Raw genomic sequence first — 16,011 nt, 5'->3', positions numbered from 1 at the left:
ATAAATTGGTAAACGAAGAAGAACTATGAATCACATCCCAGCTGAAATGTAATCCATAGTTCCTTTAGATTATTTTATTTATCACCAAATTCGTTTTAAGTTACCCTAACTGGCGTTTAAATACTTTACTGGCAAAGAAGTAAGCGATGACCATGATGCCTGCGCACCAGGCAAGCGCGATCCAGATATCGCTGCCGACTGAACCTTCATATAAAAGAGCACGAATCGCATTCACGATTGAAGTCACGGGCTGGTTCTCAGCAAACGCACGGACAATTTTAGGCATGGTTTCGGTAGGGACAAAGGCTGAACTGATAAACGGAAGGAAAACCAATGGGTACGAGTAGGCAGTGGCCCCTTCCATAGATTTCGCTGTCAATCCGGGAATGACTGCCAGCCATGTGAGCGCCATCGTAAACAGTCCAAGTATCCCAGCTACGGCTAGCCAATCCAGAATAGCAGCGCTGGAACGGAAGCCCATCAAGAGCGCGACGAGGAAAACCACGACAACAGTGAGCATATTGGAAACAAGCGAAGTCAGCACGTGAGCCCACAATACCGACGAGCGCTTGATCGGCATGGTAATGAAACGCGCCATCAAACCGCTTTTTACATCATTAAACAAGCGCAGTGAAGTGTAAGCGACGCCGGATGCGATAGCCATCAGCAAGATTCCCGGCAATAAATAATTAACGTAATTGTCCGTTCCTGTCTCTATGGCCCCGCCAAATACGTAGACAAACAGCAGCATCATCATAATCGGCGTAATCGCCACCGTGATAATCGTATCCGGACTGCGCATGATGTTGCGCATTAAACGACCTAGTAATACACCTGTTTTGCTTTTCATTTACATTTCCTCCTTTTTGCCGATGATCGCGAGGAAAATTTCCTCCAATGTCGGCTGCTTCTCGATATACTCTACTTTTGCTGGCGGGAACATTTCTTTGAGTTCAGAAAGGGTGCCGGTTGTGATGATTTTTCCGCCATGTAGGATGGCGATGCGGTCCGCCAGCTGTTCGGCTTCCTCCAGGTATTGGGTCGTCAGCAAGATAGTCGTGCCGCCATTGGCCAGCTCCTTGACGGTATTCCAGACTTCAATCCGCGCTTCGGGGTCAAGCCCTGTCGTCGGTTCGTCAAGAAAAATAATTTCTGGTGTGCCAATCAGACTCATGGCGATGTCAAGCCGGCGCTTCATCCCGCCGGAATACTGGTCTGCCCGGCGGCTGGCAGCATCAGTCAGGCTGAATCTTGCAAGCAGATTGTCGGTGACTTCAGCAGGATTGGAAACTCCCCGCAGCTTGGCGATCATCATCAAGTTTTCCCTTCCTGTGAGCATGCCGTCTAAAGCTGCGAACTGCCCTGTCAGGCTAATGCTCTGGCGAACACGGTCCGGTTGACGCTGGACATCAAAGCCACAAATTCCTACTTCCCCGCCATCTGCCTTCATCAGCGTCGAGAGGATGTTGACCGTCGTTGTCTTGCCCGCACCGTTTGAGCCCAGCAGTGCGAAAATTTCCCCCCGCCGCACTTCAAAATCAACCCCCTTTAAGACTTCCTTGTCTTTATAGGATTTTTTTAACCCTTTTACAGAAATCGCTGCATTATTCATACTTTCTTCCTCCTTATAAAATGTGTAGATTTCCAATAATCCTCTATTTAGTCTGACTGATAATCTGTATGACTTATTACTGGATGAAAAATTAACTGAATAGCGAAGGTGACGATTTAAATTTATAATCAGCTATTCAGTGGGCTTTTTACGGAGCTAGATTTCTTTTACACTCCTATTTAGTGTGACTGATAATCTGTATAACTTATTACTGGCTGGAAATATAACTGAATAACGATGGCGGCCATTCACATTTGTAACCAGCTATTCAGTCCGTATGATCTATTGTTTTTTTCCCAGCCGCTTCATGATACTTTGATTTAAATCTTCACGATACTTAGCGACATAGGTTTTAGCGTTTGCTACTAGTTCGTCGGCAAAGGATGCTACGTCGTCCCCAGTGATTTCCAGCACTTGTCTGCCATCTGCAGCACCGGCTTCAAACAAGTCAATTAATTCATACTGCATATGCAGCATATCCATCCCGTTGCCCGCTGAGAAATTCCACATGTAGTTTTGAATTTTCTTAAATACAAACTGGTAGTCTTCTGGCAGGGCTTCAACCCGTGCCATCATCATCTTATACTCTTTTTTATCACCAATCATTTTTTTGAACAATTCCATCATGTTATTTATCCTCCTTTTTTATATAGCTGAACAAGATATTCCAAAAATATTGGATGGAATATCTTATGAAGCTAGATTGACTTTAAGACGTTGATTTTTGATGATACAAAATCCCACTTTTTCCAAAATAATTCAAGTTCCTGGCGGCCAGCGTCATTAAGGGAGTAAAACTTGCGGGGCGGTCCCATATCTGACGGTTTTTTTTCTATGTTCACCAGTTTTTTCTTTTCTAATCGCACGAGGATGGTGTAGACCGTTCCTTCGACGACTTCGGTAAACCCAAGATCGTTGAGGCGGCGGGTAATCTCGTAGCCATAGGTTTCATGGCGGCTGATGATTTCCAGCACACAGCCTTCCAGCGAACCCTTCAACATTTCCGTTAAATTTTCCATGTACAGTGCCTCCTCTATTAGGTATGACTTATATTCAGTATAACTTAGTACTGGGGAAAAACTTACTCAATAGCTTTTCACTATTAAGTATCGCTTATTACATGTATATCGTAACACTGAGTAGCGAGGGTGTCAACTGGTTTTTTAAAAATTTCTGTTAAAACTGAATGTTGTTTTTCTGTACTTGAAAATAAACGGAAAAATTCCGTTTAAATTGGGAAATACCGCCCTATGAATTCTCATATCTACACGAAAATCAATAAGCGATGATAAAGAGAAGCAGCAAAAAGATAATAATCCCATCCTATGCCACAATTTTTAACATAAAATGCCGCAGAATGTTGATAGACTTCATTCATTTTCCCGCTTATATTTAATCTTATAGGAGTTGAAGATATGATTGGTATGAATATTCGTGTGCTGCGGAAGAAAAACAAAATGAGCCAGGAACAATTAGCTGAGAGGGTAAATGTTTCTCGTCAGACCGTAGCAAAGTGGGAGAATGAAGAGGCGTTGCCTGATATTCATAAATGTAAAATGTTAGCCGAACTCTTTCAGTTAACATTGGATCAATTATCCGGCAGTATGAGTGAAGAAGAGGTGGAGCATCTTGGTCCAAAGGGGAAGCAGTTTTTCGGTGTTGTGAAGGTGGGGGAGCGGGGGCAGATTGTTATTCCAAAGCAAGCGCGGGAAATGTATCAAATTCATGCGGGCGATAAGCTTGTTGTTTTAGGGGAAGATGCGTCAAAAGGAATAGCTATCTTAAAAACGGAAAGTTTCCTGGAGTTTGCAGATCTGATCCGTAAGGCAGACCCGATGGAGGAGGAATAAGAATGAGCAGAATTGTATTCTTTTCGATCCCTGCACATGGGCATACGAATCCGACCTTACCGGTAGTAGCTGAGCTTGTTAATAGAGGGCATGATGTCTGGTATTACTCATTTTTAGAGTTTAAAGAAAAAATTGAAGGTCTCGGTGCAAAGTTTATTCCCTGTGATGAGTATTTGCCTCCGATTTCACAAGAGGAATTGGAGCGCAAAGCTGGAAAAGATTTTGCAGCATTGATTGAGATGATTGTTGATACGACCATCGCTTTAGATGAAAAAGTATGTGCGGAATTGAGAGATTTTCAGCCAGACTGCATTGTTTCTGATTCTTTATGCTTTTGGGGGAAATTATTTGCTAAGAAATTAGTGATTCCCTATATTTGTTCAACAACTACCTTTGCATTTAATCGTCATACAGCCAAGCTGATGAAACGCAGTTTAAAAGAAATAGTGAGTATGATTACTGGAATGCCAAGAATTAATAAAAAGCTCCAGCTGCTGAGATCCCATGGGTATGAAGCAGAGAATTTTATATCGATTATCCAAAATGATAATGAAACAGACACAATAGTGTATACATCGAAAAAATTCCAGCCGATGGCTGAAACGTTTTCCGGCAAATATGCCTTCGTCGGCCCTTCGATCGGGCAGTATTCAGAGAAAGCATCCGAAGATAGGAAAGGCAGGAAGTTTATCTTTATTTCATTAGGAACGGTACTTAATCAAAATAAGGACTTTTACCAAAATTGCATCCAAGCATTTGCGGACAGCGATTTTGATGTTTTGATGTCTGTTGGTGAAAAAACCCAGATTGATTCTCTTGGACGCATCCCAGCCAATTTTAAAGTTCAAAACAGAGCAGACCAGCTGGCCATATTACAAAAGGCAGATGTATTTATTACCCATTGCGGAATGAATAGTGTGAATGAAAGTCTGTATTATGGCGTTCCAATGGTGCTATTTCCTTTGCATAGCGAGCAAAGGGCAGTGGCTGATCGGGTTGCTGAGCTTGGTGCAGGCATAAAATTAAAAGGAAATAAGCCAAAACAACTGGAGAAAGCTGTTGCACATGTGCTAGCGAATAGGACATACCTAGAAAACGCCCGGGTCCTCTCTGAAGACTTCAGGAATGCAGGTGGAGCTGCAAGGGCAGCGAATGTAATAGAAGTTAAAATGAATGGTTCGGAATTTTAAGAGACATTAGATTTCAAGTTTTGGCTTAATGCCATACATGAAAAAATTTGCTCCCATACGCTAAAAGTGTGGGGGCTTTTTCTAATGGTTCAGCCTAAAATGTGTGCGGATGTTAAATAACAGCGAAAATAATAGAGTAAATTCGTAATGTGAATTCACTCTATAAATAGATTATTTTTTAAACTGCATATTCAGCAATAAATGAAGTAGTTAACATCTTCTCAATCGATTGGATCGGTGCAATGAGTGGAGACTGCTTGTTATATTCCAAATAAATATCAACACTAGGAAAGGAACTGCCTAATGGGGTGACCTTAACTGGAAGAGCAGAGAGATTGCCTAATTGATTCAAACCCGTTTTTGGCAAGATGATATATCCTTTATTAGATGCAATTAATGTCAGCATGACATTGGCATGATCTACGATTTGGCACTTTTTTATATTTAATTTGCTGCTAATTGTGTTAATAAGCTTCTTATTGTTTGCCAGTACCGGATTATCAAATAATAAGAATGGACTGTCTAGTAATTTGATATTACTTATATCCTCACCTATTAAACTCCAATCATCATCCGAACATAATAGCACCATTTCATCATTCATCAATAGTCTGCTGCAATGCACCGAATTTGTTTCATTTTGGTAATAAATAGCCATCTGAATCTCTTCATATTCCATCAATTCTTTTAATGTATTCGTTGGCCGGGTAATGAAACTAAAATCCAAGTGAGGGAAATGTTTGCTCAGTTCGGTAATAATGGCATTTGAGAAAACAGGGGCAAGCCAAACATTGATACCAATTCGTAAGCTTTCATTATTTTTGGCTACTTCTCGAGCAGCTACTTCGGATACAAAATCTTTGAATGAAGCGATGGCAGTCGATGCATTACTAAACTCGTGAAGGAAGTGAACCGCAAAGGGTAAAAAGTATTGCCCCTGCTTGGATAGTCTGACTCCTTCCCAGCTCCTTTCCAGCAATGGGAAGCCGAGATCCTCTTCTAGCTTTTTTATCCTGGTGCTAAGAGTGGGCTGTGTCATATGAAGAGTGGCAGCCGCTTTGGATATGCTCTTCTTATTGGCGACCATTAAAAAAGATTCCAGACCTTGTAAATTCATAAACAACCCCACCTTTTTTATAGAAGATTCCGCATTTTGTTTATCTTACAATAATCGTTTGCTGTTATCAATCAATTAGCCAGGTACGATTTCTTATATAAATTATTTTTATACCTATTTAAAGTACTGCTAGATCAATACTTTAAAGGGGTATAAAAATAATTTATTTCTTTATTTTTAAAATAAAATGCTAAGATTCATATACTATTTAAATTCTTCTGAAAAATAGAATATTCAAAATAATAAAAGGGGTGGAGACATGCTTCAAACAAATGAAGATGATCAAATGATTGAAGCTATTAAGGATATGGTTAAGGAGTGGAGAAGGCATCTTCATCAGCATCCGGAATTGTCCTTCCAAGAAGAAAAAACTTCACAGTTTGTCTATGAGCAGCTTGTTTCATTTGGCGGGCTGAAGGTAACACGGCCAACGAGAACAAGTGTGGTTGCTTCCCTTATTGGAAGTCAGCCTGGTAAAGTCTTAGGCTTGCGAGCAGATATGGATGCCCTTCCAATCCATGAAGAGAACGAATTAGAATACGTTTCTGAAAATCCTGGTGTCATGCACGCATGCGGACATGATGGACATACGGCTATGCTGCTTGGTGCAGCCAAGATCTTGACGGAAATGAAAGGGGAGATCAAGGGGGAAATCAGGTTTATTTTCCAGCATGCTGAAGAGTTGCCTCCTGGTGGAGCACAGGAATTGGTAGACGCCGGAGTCGTTGATGATGTGGATTATATCGTTGGCATCCATCTTATGTCGTTACTGCCAATAGGAAAGGTAGGCATCGTCTATGGACCGGTAACTGCAAATTCGGATATGTTTGATCTTAAAATCATTGGGAAGGGAGGTCACTCTTCACAGCCTGAAAATTCGATTGATCCAGTCATAATGGCAGCCCAGTTCATTACAAATATACAGCAAATCGTGTCAAGAAGCTTGAATCCGAAAGAACAATTAGTTATCTCAACGACAACCTTGCAGGCAGGAAGCGCGAAAAATGTTATTCCAGAATCTGTCCAAATCGGGGGTTCTGTTAGATCCTTTAGTCCGGAAGTAAGAGAGCAAGCTGTTTCCTTCATTGAACGAATCGCAAAAGGTGTAACAGAAGCACATGGCGGAACGTATGAATTCAACTATCAATATGGCTATAGCACGGTCTTTAATGATAAAGCGTTGACAAAAATCGTTGAAGAATGTGTAGCCGAAGCTTTAGGCGAGGAATTTGTTGAATATGGAGAAGGGGCAATGGGCGGTGAAGATTTTTCCGCTTATTTACAAAAAGCACCTGGCTGCTTTATTCCTTTAGGGGCTGGGAATGCCGAAAAAGGCATCGTGTATCCGCATCATCACCCCCGATTTGATATTGATGAGGATGCATTAGAGTATGGCGTTCGCATTTTCGTTCAAGCAGCAAAAAATATCCTTGGATAAAAATAGGAAGGAGTCAAGACCATGATTGAAACAATAAATATTGATCTATTAATTGATTCAGTAAAGGACACCGTAGTCGAGTGGAGAAGATATCTTCATCAAAATCCTGAATTATCGTTTCAGGAAGAAAAGACCTCACAATTTGTTTATGAGAAATTGGAAAGCTTCGGAAACCTGGAGTTATTAAGACCAACGAAAACAAGCGTAGTTGCACGTTTAATTGGGAATAAGCCAGGGCGTGTCATTGCCTTAAGAGCAGATATGGATGCCCTTCCTATTCAAGAGGAAAATGATTTTGATTTTGTCTCACAGAACCCTGGTGTAATGCATGCATGCGGGCATGATGGCCATACGGCGATGCTTTTAGGAGCTGCTCAGGTTCTTTCCCAATTAAAAGATCAGCTAAGCGGAGAAGTGCGGTTCCTCTTCCAGCACGCCGAGGAAGTCCCTCCAGGCGGAGCGATGGAAATGGTAGAAGCTGGTGTGCTTGATGGGGCAGACCAGGTGATTGGCTTGCATTTAGCATCGCCTATCCCGACAGGAAGGATTGGGGTCGGTTATGGACCAGTTTCAGCTAATTGTGATGTGTTTACGATTTCGATTAATGGAAAAGGCGGCCACTCTTCACAGCCAGATACAGCTATTGATCCGGTTGTCATAAGTGCTCAAGTCGTAAGCAATTTGCAGTCGATCATTTCCCGGAATATCGCCACAAGTGAAAAGGCTGTTGTTTCGGTCACGCAAATTCATGGGGGCTCCGCACAAAATATCATTCCGCAATCTGTAGAATTGAACGGAACAGTACGCAGCTTTGATCCAAAAGTAAGGGCAGAGATTCCAAAGCTAATGGAAAGAATTGTGAAGGGGATTACGGAAGCACATGGGGCTACATATGATTTTACCTATGAATTTGGTTATAGTTCTGTTGTAAATGAGGAAAATCTGACAAGACAAATGGAAGAACTCATTGGTGAGGTGCTTGGTGAGGAATTTATCCTTCCTTTAGAACAGGGCACGATGATGGGCAGTGAAGATTTCTCCGCCTTTTCAGATGTCGTTCCAGGCTGTTTTCTAATGGTGGCAGCAGGAAATAAAGAAAAGGGAATCATTTATCCTCACCATCATCCAAAGTTTTCAGTGGACGAAGCGTCGCTTGAACATGGTTTAAAGCTTCTAGTGTATGCACCATTTAAGCTCAATAAGGAAGATTAATTTCGTGTTATAAAAATATATGTTAGAAGGAAGGTAGACACCATGGATCCGGTAACCGCATCGTTAATCGTTTTAGCCATGATTGCAGTTGGGGAAGTTGTCTCCATTTGGACCAAAGCAAAAGTGCCGACATTGCTTGTTGTCATGATTCTTATTTTTACCGGTTTTAAAACAGGAATTGTTCCTGCCAATATTATTGAAGCTTCAACATTTGCTATTGTTGGTTCGTTATTGCAGCCAATATTACTTGTACATATGGGAACGCTGATTCCAATGAAGGTAATGAAAAGTCAATATAAAGCTGTTTTAATTACTCTGATTGGTTTGGTTTGTTGCGTTGCTTTGATCCTTGCTATTGTTCCTATCTTTTTTGATTACAGTACTGCAGTTGCTGGGGCAGGACCGTTAACAGGTGGTTTGATAGCATATTTAATCACTGCTGAAGCCCTTCAAAAAGCAGGTCTCGTTGCATTAGCTGCGATCCCCATCATTGTTCTTACCCTTCAGGGATTAGTTGGGATGCCGTTAACAGCGATCTTATTGCGTAAACATGCGTTGAATCTGCGCCGTACAATGGACGCCGGCACATTTTCAGCTGCATCTGTTGCTTATGCAGGTGAGGAAGTTGTGGAGGAACAGGAGGAAGAGACGGCAAAACGCAGCCTGATTCCAGCGAAATATCAACAAAGCAGTTTTATCCTCTTATTCTTAATTTTTATTGGTGGTGCGCTGGCCGTATGGCTGCAAAATCTTACAGGTGTGAACTATAGCCTTTGGGGCTTGGCCATCGGGATTATTGGTGCTTACTTTGGTTTTTATCCTCAAAATGTTTTGGAAAAGGCCAATGGATTTAGCATTGCCATGGTTGGATTAGTCTTCCTAGTTCTTGCCTCTTTAGCTTCCATTACAGTCCAGCAAATTCTAAGTGTCCTGCCAGCGGTTGCTGCAATCATTATCGTCGGTACGATTGGTTTAGTAATCGGAGGATATTTCGGTTCAAAAATCTTTAAATGGGACCCATATAAAGGAATTCCAGTTGTTTTAACAGCGCTATTTGGATTCCCTGGCGACTATCTTGTTTCACAGGAAGTCAGCCGCAGTATCGGCAGAACGAAGGAAGAAGAGGAGAAAATCTTAGGTGAAATCCTGCCGCCTATGCTAATTGGCGGATTTACCTCCGTTACGATTGCCTCCGTTGTGATTGCTAGCATTTTAATAAAAACCATTTAATAGGAAACAAGTTTAAAAGGAGGAATATAAAAATGGCCTATAAATTAGTGAAAAATGGAAATCTTATTGACGGAACTGGACAAGGATTAGTTGCTAACGCAGCAGTTTTGATTCAAGACAATCGAGTTGTTTCGGCTGGTGCGCTAAAAGATATAGCTATCCCTGATGAGACAATGGAAGTCATTGATGCCCAAGGCGGCTATATTCTGCCGGGATTCATCGATACTCATGTTCATATGATGCTAGAAATTAAGGATATGCGGGAATCCTTGGTGACTCCGTTTGCTCTAAAATTCTATCAAGCGATGGAATATATGAAACGCACCTTGGATGTCGGAATCACCTCTGTCCGTGACGCAGGATTCACTGATTTAGGTGTAAAGAAAGCCGTTGAACAAGGATTAATAAAGGGGCCGCGGATGCAGGTTAGTATCAATCCATTGACGATTACTGGTGGGCATGGAGATTCTTGGATGCGTTCGGGGATTGATGTGACTAGTAAAGAATATCCGGGTATGCCTTCTGGAATTTGCGATGGTCCTGAAGAAGTTCGAAAAAAAGTAAGAGAAATGCTCCGAGCGGGGGCTGATATTATTAAGGTTCACGCAACAGGCGGTGTGATGAGCCCGACTGATCACCCAGAGTTCACGCAATTTTCTCAGGAAGAATTATCAATCATTGTACAAGAGGCAGCGTTTCGCCGGGGGATAAAGGTTATGGCCCATGCCCAAGGAGCGGAAGGAGTGAAAAATGCCGTCAGGGCCGGCATCCATTCGATCGAGCATGGCATCTTCCTTGATGATGAAGCAATTGAACTCATGCTAGAAAAGGGAACCTACCTTGTGCCAACCTTGCTGGCTCCAGTATCTGTCCTTGAAGCAAGCAAAAACAGTGATGACATGCCTGCATATGCCGTTGAAAAGGCCCTTGAAGTTGTAGAAATTCACGCGGAGAGTGTTGCCAAAGCCTATCGAGCAGGAGTGAAGATTGCCATGGGAACCGATGCAGGTGTCATGCCTCATGGAACAAACCTGCTAGAACTAGGTTTAATGTGTAAAATTGGGATGTCCCCGATGGAATCAATTGTCGCAACAACGAAAGTAGCAGCAGAATGTATGGGCTGGGACGATAAACTCGGAACAATCGAGGCAGGAAAACTAGCAGACTTTGTGATTACAAAAACAAATCCATTAGAAAATATTCGCTCACTAGAGGATAGCAGCAATATTATTGTCGTTGCGAAAGATGGAATCCTTGAAAAAGATATTCGGGTCATAAGCAAGGAAGCAGTCGTACAAGGCTAATCAAAACAGCCCCTGATTCAGTAAATTTGCTGAAATCAAGGGCTGTTTTTTTATTATAGGAGAATCTGCTATCAAGAAAATACAATAAGTATTATTTGATAATTCTGTCTATAATTAAAAATACAAATATGATTGTATGATATACTTTTAAAAAAGTTTTAAGGAGCGATTCAGCTTGAGTATTTATTTTGAAGTGAAAAGAACGACGAAGGTATCTAAACAAACAGCCTATACAGGTTTGCTAGATCTTGATTCAGCAAAGAACTGGATGCAAGGATTAGTGAGAATCGACCGATTAGATGAGGGACCGATGAAGGCAGGAAGTCAGTGGATGGAAACGAGAAAGATGTTTGGAAAAGAAGCCACTGAACATTTTGAGGTTGCCGAACTAAAGGAACAAGAGAGAATTGTTCTCCGCTGTGATGGAACGAAGGGAACAACTGGAAAAGGAGAATTTGTGTTTACATACATAATCGCTTCTGAGGGTGATCAAACAGTCATTACACTGAATGGAGAAATAAGGGGACTTACCGGTTTGACGAAAATTTTTGGGAAAATGATGGCGGGAACCTTTAAAAAAGCATGTGCGAAAGATTTGGATGGGCTAATAGGCTATTTGGAAAATGAGTGAGTGTTTTCTAAAACCGCGGCTGCCAAATGAATAGTTTTTCCAATGTTTTGCAATAATGAAAAAGGTGTTCTGTTAATACGGGTTGAATATATTAAGAGAAATTATTTTCAGAAAAATCAGGAGGTAAACATGGGAAGATTAATTCATTTCGAAATTCATGTGGATGATATGGAACGGGCGAAGAAATTTTATGGAGATGTATTTGGCTGGACCTTTGAAGATTGGAGCGACTATGCGGGAATGCCTTATTTCGGTGCTGTAACTGGCGATGCGAGTGAGCCTGGGATTAATGGGGCATTGATGCAGCGTCAAAGTCCGCCCCCGGCACCTGGTCAGGCAATGACTGGCTATGCTTGTACCATGGGAGTAGAAGATTACGATTCGACTGAAGCAAAAATCATGAGCAGCGGAGGTCAGGTGGCACTGCCCAAACATGCGCTGCCAGGAATGGCATGGCAGGGATACTATATGGATACGGAAGGAAATGTATTTGGGATTCATCAGCCAGATGAGAACGCTAAGTAAAGGTAGCAGTAAATAGCTAACTTTAATTAATGGGGTGCTTTTCTTTCATGCGAAAAGTGCCTTTTTTAATTAAAAAAATAAAATTTATGAAAGGCTGAATCAAATGACTTATGAAGAAATAATGCAAAAGCTTGAAGAATTAGGTTCTGAGCAAATAAAGCAAATTTATAAAAATCATGGGGTGAAAGAGCCGCATTTTGGTGTAAAAATAGGGGATATGAAGAAATTAGTTAAATCTGTAAAGAAGGATCATGAATTAGCATTAAAATTGTATAATTCAGGCAATCATGATGCAATGTATTTGGCAGGTCTTTCGGTTAATCCAAAGATTATCTCTAAGGAGACTTTGCAGGACTGGGTAAGCAATGCCTACTGGTATATGGCTGCAGAATATACTGTTGCGCAAGTGACTGCAGAAAGCCCCTATGCTCTCGAATTAGCGAGGGAATGGATGAAATCAGGGGAAGAAATGATAGCCGTTTGTGGCTGGAGTACGTATGCTAACTATATTTCTATCACACCTGATGAAAAATTGGACATTGCTGAAATAAGCACAATGCTGGATCAAGTGAAAAATACGATCCAAAAAGAGCGTAATCGGGTCCGGTATGTGATGAACGGCTTTGTTATTTCTGTCGGAACCTATGTGGCTGAATTAAAGGAGGAAGCAAAGCAAGTTGCAGAATACATTGGCAAGGTGCATGTCGATGTCGGAAATACCGCTTGCAAGGTCCCGCTCGCTTCAGATTATATTAAAAAAGTAGAAGAGAAGAACAGAATAGGTATGAAGCGGAAGACATGCATTTGTTGATAAGTTCCCCAATAAAGTGTGAACACAAAGAGGCTGTCCTAAAAGGAAGGACTCTTGAGTGTGAATTATTGTAAAATTACCCATAAACAAGAACCAAAGAGCCTTATTAAGTATAGTTTTACCTAAAATTACATATTTTCGGGAACCAATCCTCCCACTTAAGTCCAGTTTGAACTAAGCTGGACGTTTGATGAATTAGGGGCATATGATTGCACTCTTATAGCACCCCATCTTTATAAAAAAAGAGCTGTCCAATAGTCCAAAAATAGATCCATTGAACAGCATCTTACATTTAATATTCTATTAGAATGCCGCCGTCCAGCCGCCGTCAGCTGTAATCACAGTACCATTGACGAAGCTTGATTCATCAGAAGCTAAGAATAGTGCTACTTGTGCGATTTCTTCAGGCTGTCCAATTCGCGGCATAACGCCTTGTACTGCTTTCGTGCGCTTCATGCCGAACTGATTAAAGTTTTGCATCGAAGAAGCAATATTCGTTGCTACTCCTCCTGGAGCAATGGCATTACAGCGGATGCCTTTGTTTGCGTACATATAACCAGTATTTTTCGTAAGACCAATGACTGCATGCTTGGATGCTCCATATGTTGCACCTGCATGAGCTCCATTTAGTCCCCCAGTGGATGCGGTATTAATGATTACTCCGCTTTCTTTTTCTAAGAAAATTGGGAGTGCTTTGCGCATCGCTCTCATAACGCCTTTTGTATTAATATCGAAAATTAAGTCCCAGCGCTCATCAAGAATATCGGCAACTGGTTCGAAGCCATCCATAATTCCAGCATTATTTACTAAAACATCCAATGTTCCATATTCGCTGACAGCTGTGTCGATCATGTTATCAATGTCAGCTTGTTTTGCCACATTGACCTGAACGGCTTTTGCTGTGCCGCCTTTTTCTGTAATCGCTTGAACTACTGCTTCGGCACCATCAAGATTAAGGTCAGCTACAATTACTTTTGCCCCTTCAGCTGCATACAATTCTGCAATGGCTTTCCCCATTCCTGAAGCTGCCCCTGTTACGATTGTTACTTTGTCTTTTAATTTCATCCCATATCCCTCCGCTATTTTCAAAGAATATATATTGAACACGTGTACAATAAAAATTATACTAGAGAAGGTAAAGCAGTACAATCGACAGAAAATCTGAGTAATGTTGAGTAATAGACACTTATTAATATTAGTGTTCAGTACGGGGTGAAAAAAATTGAAGCAGGACCTTCGAATTATTAAAACTAAGGATAGTTTGCGCCTTGCCTTATTGTCATTGTTAAAACAGAAGCCATTAGAAACGATTACAATCGCCGAATTGTGCCGGGAAGCTACGATTAACCGTGGAACATTTTACTTGCACTATAAAGAGGTCCATGAAGTATTTAAGGAATACTTAGAGGTCATTGTTGAGGATTTAAAGCAATCGTACGAAGAGCCTTATTATAAAACGAATTATCATATCCAGAATCTCGAGGCAGATATGATAAAAATCTTTCATCATGTTAAGGAATATAAAGACTTTTATCAAATAATATTTGATGAGCGCATTCCGATGATGTATTATTATCTTCTATTTGATACGATTCGTTCATTTATGAAGGAATCGATAGAAGGACACTTTGAATTAGATCAAAGCATTCAGCTAGATTATCTCATTAGCTATCAGACCAATGCGATTTTGGGCATTCTAATAGAATGGCACCGTCATGGATATGCAACATCAATCCAAGAGCTGAATCAGCATCTGATCACAATCTTGTCGATCAATAGCCCTTTCGAAAAATATTAGAAAACATTTATTTATATTGGAGGAACATATGGAGTTTATTAGTAATTGGCTGTCGGACTATCATTTGAATCCTACGGTACATAAGTATCTTTCAACGATTATTACGATTCTTTTCATAGCGATGATATGTATTATCGCAAATTTTATTACGAAAAAGATTGTAATTAGAATCATCTCTCATATCGTAAACAATAACAAATTCCAATGGGACAATATGCTTTTGGATTGAAAGGTTTTCCATAAGCTATCACATTTTGTTCCTGCAATTATTATTTATAACCTCTCTACTACCTATAAGTACTATGAGGGTTTGATAGAAAAGAGTGCGATCACATACTTAATCATTGTGGGGCTCATGGTTCTTAATAGTCTATTAAATGCGATCAATGATATTTATCAAACCTATGAAATATCGAAGACAAGACCGATAAAGGGATATATTCAGGTTGTTAAAATTATCGTCATTACACTTGGGATTATTGTGATTATTGCGAACATGCTGGGTGAAAGTCCCATTATTCTTTTAAGCGGGATTGGTGCTCTCTCAGCTGTACTTATGCTGGTGTTTAAAGATTCGTTATTAGGACTGGTTGCCGGGATCCAGCTGTCTTCGAATGATATGGTTCGGGTTGGAGACTGGATTCAAATGCCTAAATACGGAGCAGATGGGGATGTAATTGATATCTCTTTAAATACTGTCCAGGTGCAAAATTGGGATAAGACGATTACGATGATACCAAGCTATGCTTTAATCTCTGATTCTTTTATCAATTGGAGGGGGATGCAAACCTCGGGAGGACGCAGAATTAAGCGATCTTTATTTATCGATAAAAATAGTATTTCATTCTGTACTGACGAGATGATTGAAAAGTTTAAAAGCATCCACTATCTTTCAGACTATATTATCAATAGAGAACTTGAAATTGCCGAGCATAATGCAAAGAACGACATTAACCGCAGCAATCCGGTGAATGGAAGAGCGCTTACGAATATCGGTGTTTTTCGCGTGTATATTAACCATTACCTGCAAAAACATGCCGGAATCAATCAAGACATGACTTTAATGGTTAGACAGCTAGCCCCAACAGAGCACGGGCTGCCATTAGAAATATATGCTTTTTCAAATGACGTCAGATGGGCAATATACGAATCCATTCAGGCTGATATCTTCGACCATCTATTTGCAGTCGCTCCGGAATTTGGACTTCGCTTATTCCAAAATCCATCTGGGAATGATTTAAGAACGATGTTGGATGAACCGAGACGGGATGGAGAAAGAGCGCATTAACGTGA

General features: G+C 40.9%; 16 protein-coding genes and 1 pseudogene. 11 read left to right on the top strand and 6 right to left on the bottom strand.

What is annotated here, in order from left to right; genetic code table 11:
* Positions 1–100: 100 nt before the first annotated feature.
* The 4 genes from C1726_RS04455 to C1726_RS04440 form a co-directional block, all read right to left on the bottom strand.
* Positions 101–850 (bottom strand): ABC transporter permease, encoded by a 750-nt coding sequence (locus tag C1726_RS04455; RefSeq protein ID WP_102272065.1) that lies wholly within the window; start codon positions 848–850, stop codon positions 101–103.
* Positions 851–1,612, bottom strand: a complete 762-nt coding sequence (locus tag C1726_RS04450) for an ABC transporter ATP-binding protein (protein ID WP_102272064.1) — start codon at positions 1,610–1,612, stop codon at positions 851–853.
* A 282-nt stretch (positions 1,613–1,894) separates the two neighbouring features.
* The gene (locus C1726_RS04445; RefSeq protein ID WP_102272063.1) at positions 1,895–2,239 is read right to left on the bottom strand and encodes a DUF1048 domain-containing protein; all 345 of its coding nucleotides are present in this window, start codon (positions 2,237–2,239) and stop codon (positions 1,895–1,897) included.
* Positions 2,240–2,310: 71 nt separating this feature from the next.
* A complete protein-coding gene (locus C1726_RS04440; protein WP_102272062.1) occupies positions 2,311–2,631 on the bottom strand; it encodes a PadR family transcriptional regulator in 321 nt (106 codons plus the stop codon).
* Between the two features lie 396 nt (positions 2,632–3,027).
* On the opposite strand from C1726_RS04440, the gene C1726_RS04435 reads away from it, so the two are divergent.
* Positions 3,028–3,462, top strand: coding sequence for a helix-turn-helix transcriptional regulator (locus C1726_RS04435; protein WP_102272061.1), 435 nt, complete (start codon positions 3,028–3,030; stop codon positions 3,460–3,462).
* 2 nt (positions 3,463–3,464) lie between these two features.
* Positions 3,465–4,652: a macrolide family glycosyltransferase gene (locus C1726_RS04430; RefSeq protein ID WP_102272060.1), complete on the top strand. Its 1,188-nt coding sequence runs from the start codon at positions 3,465–3,467 to the stop codon at positions 4,650–4,652.
* 178 nt (positions 4,653–4,830) lie between these two features.
* Here C1726_RS04430 and C1726_RS04425 read toward each other — a convergent pair whose 3' ends face one another.
* A complete protein-coding gene (locus C1726_RS04425; protein WP_102272059.1) occupies positions 4,831–5,769 on the bottom strand; it encodes a LysR family transcriptional regulator in 939 nt (312 codons plus the stop codon).
* A gap of 259 nt (positions 5,770–6,028) precedes the next feature.
* Here C1726_RS04425 and C1726_RS04420 point away from each other — a divergent pair, with 259 nt between their 5' ends.
* The 7 genes from C1726_RS04420 to C1726_RS04390 all read left to right on the top strand — a co-directional run bounded on the left by C1726_RS04420 (position 6,029) and on the right by C1726_RS04390 (position 12,920).
* Positions 6,029–7,207 carry an amidohydrolase gene (locus C1726_RS04420; protein WP_102272058.1) on the top strand — a complete coding sequence of 393 codons (1,179 nt, stop codon included), beginning with the start codon at positions 6,029–6,031 and terminating at the stop codon, positions 7,205–7,207.
* Between the two features lie 21 nt (positions 7,208–7,228).
* Complete coding sequence (locus tag C1726_RS04415) at positions 7,229–8,419, top strand: M20 family metallopeptidase (protein WP_102272057.1); 1,191 nt, start codon at positions 7,229–7,231, stop codon at positions 8,417–8,419.
* Positions 8,420–8,461: 42 nt separating this feature from the next.
* Positions 8,462–9,649 (top strand): hypothetical protein, encoded by a 1,188-nt coding sequence (locus tag C1726_RS04410; protein ID WP_102272056.1) that lies wholly within the window; start codon positions 8,462–8,464, stop codon positions 9,647–9,649.
* Between the two features lie 32 nt (positions 9,650–9,681).
* The gene (locus C1726_RS04405) at positions 9,682–10,953 is read left to right on the top strand and encodes a metal-dependent hydrolase family protein (protein WP_102272055.1); all 1,272 of its coding nucleotides are present in this window, start codon (positions 9,682–9,684) and stop codon (positions 10,951–10,953) included.
* Between the two features lie 175 nt (positions 10,954–11,128).
* Positions 11,129–11,584, top strand: a complete 456-nt coding sequence (locus C1726_RS04400; protein ID WP_102272054.1) for an SRPBCC family protein — start codon at positions 11,129–11,131, stop codon at positions 11,582–11,584.
* Positions 11,585–11,713: 129 nt separating this feature from the next.
* Positions 11,714–12,109 (top strand): VOC family protein, encoded by a 396-nt coding sequence (locus C1726_RS04395; protein WP_102272053.1) that lies wholly within the window; start codon positions 11,714–11,716, stop codon positions 12,107–12,109.
* A gap of 103 nt (positions 12,110–12,212) precedes the next feature.
* Positions 12,213–12,920 (top strand): DNA alkylation repair protein, encoded by a 708-nt coding sequence (locus C1726_RS04390; RefSeq protein ID WP_102272052.1) that lies wholly within the window; start codon positions 12,213–12,215, stop codon positions 12,918–12,920.
* Positions 12,921–13,223: 303 nt separating this feature from the next.
* Here the strand turns inward: C1726_RS04390 and C1726_RS04385 are convergent, their stop codons facing one another.
* Positions 13,224–13,985, bottom strand: a complete 762-nt coding sequence (locus C1726_RS04385; RefSeq protein ID WP_102272051.1) for an SDR family oxidoreductase — start codon at positions 13,983–13,985, stop codon at positions 13,224–13,226.
* 157 nt (positions 13,986–14,142) lie between these two features.
* On the opposite strand from C1726_RS04385, the gene C1726_RS04380 reads away from it, so the two are divergent.
* Together C1726_RS04380 and C1726_RS04375 are read left to right on the top strand one after the other, a co-directional pair.
* Positions 14,143–14,718 carry a TetR/AcrR family transcriptional regulator gene (locus C1726_RS04380; RefSeq protein ID WP_102272050.1) on the top strand — a complete coding sequence of 192 codons (576 nt, stop codon included), beginning with the start codon at positions 14,143–14,145 and terminating at the stop codon, positions 14,716–14,718.
* Positions 14,719–14,746: 28 nt separating this feature from the next.
* A pseudogene (locus tag C1726_RS04375) lies at positions 14,747–16,006 on the top strand (mechanosensitive ion channel family protein).
* Positions 16,007–16,011: the final 5 nt, after the last annotated feature.

Origin of the sequence: Cytobacillus massiliigabonensis (assembly GCF_900199725.1) — a bacterium.
Lineage (GTDB): Bacteria > Bacillota > Bacilli > Bacillales > Cytobacillaceae > Cytobacillus > Cytobacillus massiliigabonensis.
This window is presented reverse-complemented; position numbering and strand designations above follow the sequence as displayed.